Here is a 2,763-nt window from a genome sequence, read left to right on the forward strand (position 1 = left end):
GAGCGCATGTTCAGATCATCCGACTTGAAGCGCCACAGCAGGCCGAAGCAGACCAGATTGACGGCCAGCGCCAGCAGGGCGAAGGCGCCCATGCCGTGTGCGGCAGGGGCGACGCCATGGAGGGCCTGATAGCCCGCCTCGCCAAGGACGATCACGCCCAGCGCCAGCATCACGATGCCTTTCACCAGCGCGCTCAATGCACGTTCACGCACGCTGCGATGCAGGACATAAAGGGTCAGGGCGTAGACGCTGGCATCGCCGAACATGTCGAGTGAATCCCCCAGCAGTGCGGTGGAGCCCAGCCACCAGGCTGCGGTGAATTCGATGAAGAACATGCTGGCATTCAGTGCCAGCAATATCTTGAGTACCTTGCCCTGAGAGGCTCTGAGCTCTGCCAGCTCGCCGGACTTGCTTTCGCAACAGCTTTTCATAAGGGGTCTTGGCCTCCTGTCGTATTGCTGACAGCATGGAGGTTATAGTCACTATAAGGTCAAGCATCATGACACAAGGATCCGAGCGCGAGCCGGGAATAGCAGCGCAAGACCCGCAAAGATCATCGGCTTGCACAGGGGCTGTTACAGGGGCGATGAGCATCGGTCAGCTGGCCAAGGCCTCAGGCGTCCAGGCGGTGACGATCCGCTACTACGAGAAGCAAGGGCTGTTGGCCCCGCAGCGGCGTGCGGCCAACGGCTATCGCGAATATGGCAATGCACAACTGCGCCGGTTGACCTTCATCCGCCGTTGTCGGCGTCTGGGTTTCTCGCTGGATGATATCCGCGCCTTGCTGGGGCTGGCGGATCAGCAGGCGTTGCCGTGCGATCAGATAGACGCGCGCATCGAGGCGCAGCTGGCCGAGGTGCGCAAGCGTCAGCGCGATCTCGCCGTCATGGAGGAGGAGTTGCAGCGCCTGACGCACTGCTGCGCCGGCGGGGTGGTGGCGCAGTGCCGTATCGTCGAGACACTGTCCGAGACCGAGGAGTAAGGCCCTGGCATTTTCGCGCGCGCAAGGATGACTGAAGGCCGCTGATCGCGCTCGCCTCTGTTGCCGCGCCGCGCCAGCCGCTACAATGCGCGCCATTCGTTTTGTTCTGCTATTCACCCAACAGTGCGCGCGGCGTGCCTCACGTCGGGCCGGATGCCTTTCAGCTCATGTCAGATTCCCAGATTGCCAAGGCGGCGGATGTGCGCCGTACATTCGCCATCATCTCTCACCCGGATGCCGGTAAGACCACCATTACCGAGAAGCTACTGCTGTTCGGGAATGCCATCCAGATGGCCGGCTCGGTCAAGAGCAAGCGGGCCGATCGCCACGCGACCTCTGACTGGATGAAGATGGAGCAGGAGCGTGGCATCTCCGTGACCACTTCCGTGATGCAGTTCCCTTACAAGGGCCGCATGGTCAACCTGCTGGATACCCCCGGGCACGAGGACTTCTCCGAAGATACCTACCGGACGCTGACGGCCGTCGACTCGGCGCTGATGGTCATCGATGGCGCCAAGGGTGTCGAGGACCGCACCATCAAGCTGATGGAAGTCTGCCGCCTGCGCACCACGCCGATCCTGACCTTTGTCAACAAGATGGACCGCGAGACGCGTGACCCCATCGAGGTGATGGACGAAGTCGAGACGGTGCTCAACATCCAGTGTGCGCCGATGACCTGGCCGATCGGCGTCGGCAAGGGCTTCAAGGGCGTCTATCATCTGGTCAATGATGAGATCCATCTCTACAAGCAGGGCCAGGGCAACCGCATTCCCGATGACGTGCGCATCAAGGGCCTCGACAGCCCCGAAGCCATCGAAGTGCTGGGCGAAGACCTGATCGAAGAGCTGAGCATGGAAGTCGAGCTGGTGCGCGGCGCCTCTCACGAGTTCGATCTCGAGGCCTATCGTCGCGGTGAGCTGACGCCGGTCTACTTCGGTACCGCCATGGGCAACTTCGGCGTGCGCGAGATGCTCGACGGCTTCGTCGAATATGCCCCGCCGCCCCAGCCGCGCGATACCGATACCCGCGAAGTCACGGCCCACGATGAGCGCTTCACCGGCTTCGTGTTCAAGATCCAGGCCAACATGGACCCGAAACACCGTGACCGCGTCGCCTTCCTGCGTGTTTGCTCCGGCAAGTACGAAAAGAACATGAAGATGCGCCACGTGCGTATCAACAAGGATGTCAAGATTCCTGACGCCCTGACCTTCATGGCGGCGGACCGCTCCCACGTGGAAGAGGCCTGGCCGGGCGATATCATCGGCCTGCACAACCACGGCACCATCCAGATCGGTGACACCTTCACCATCGGTGAGGACATGCGTTTCACCGGCATTCCGCACTTCGCGCCGGAACTGTTCAAGCGCGTGCGCCTGAAGGACCCGCTGAAGATGAAGGCGCTGCAGAAAGGCCTGCAGCAGCTCTCCGAAGAGGGCGCGACCCAGGTCTTCCAGCCGTTCGACAACAACGACCTGATCGTCGGTGCCGTCGGTACGCTGCAGTTTGACGTGGTCGCTCACCGCCTGAAGGAAGAGTACAAGGTCGAGTGCATCTATGAGGCGATCAACGTGCAGACCGCACGCTGGATCTACTGCGATGACACCAAGATGCTGGAAGACTTCAAGCGCAAGGCCAGTGCCAACCTGGCCTACGACGGCGGTGGCTGGCTGACCTACATCGCGCCGACCCGCGTCAACCTGCAGCTGACCCAGGAACGCTGGCCGGACATCACCTTCCGCGCGACCCGTGAGCACTGAGACAGTTGCCACAACGGAGTTGCC

3 protein-coding genes are annotated in these 2,763 nt (G+C 61.7%); 2 read left to right on the forward strand and 1 reads right to left on the reverse strand.

Features of this window, described 5'->3' with window-relative positions; translation table 11 throughout:
* Positions 1 to 431: cation efflux transmembrane domain-containing protein (locus tag AC4FAH_RS12410; RefSeq protein WP_490246120.1), on the reverse strand; the 431-nt coding region annotated here is incomplete at its 3' end.
* A gap of 155 nt (positions 432 to 586) precedes the next feature.
* Between AC4FAH_RS12410 and AC4FAH_RS12415 the strand changes: the two genes are divergently transcribed.
* Positions 587 to 982 (forward strand): MerR family transcriptional regulator, encoded by a 396-nt coding sequence (locus AC4FAH_RS12415; RefSeq protein WP_286988013.1) that lies wholly within the window; start codon positions 587 to 589, stop codon positions 980 to 982.
* A 167-nt stretch (positions 983 to 1,149) separates the two neighbouring features.
* Positions 1,150 to 2,739: a peptide chain release factor 3 gene (locus tag AC4FAH_RS12420; RefSeq protein WP_490246121.1), complete on the forward strand. Its 1,590-nt coding sequence runs from the start codon at positions 1,150 to 1,152 to the stop codon at positions 2,737 to 2,739.
* Positions 2,740 to 2,763: the final 24 nt, after the last annotated feature.

The organism is Cobetia sp., from assembly GCF_983723665.1.

Excerpts from the sequence above, each read along its gene's own strand:
- AC4FAH_RS12420 (WP_490246121.1), top strand. The coding sequence starts at position 1,150 with ATGTCAGATTCCCAGATTGCCAAGGCGGCGGATGTGCGCCGTACATTC.
- AC4FAH_RS12415 (WP_286988013.1), top strand. The coding sequence starts at position 587 with ATGAGCATCGGTCAGCTGGCCAAGGCCTCAGGCGTCCAGGCGGTGACG.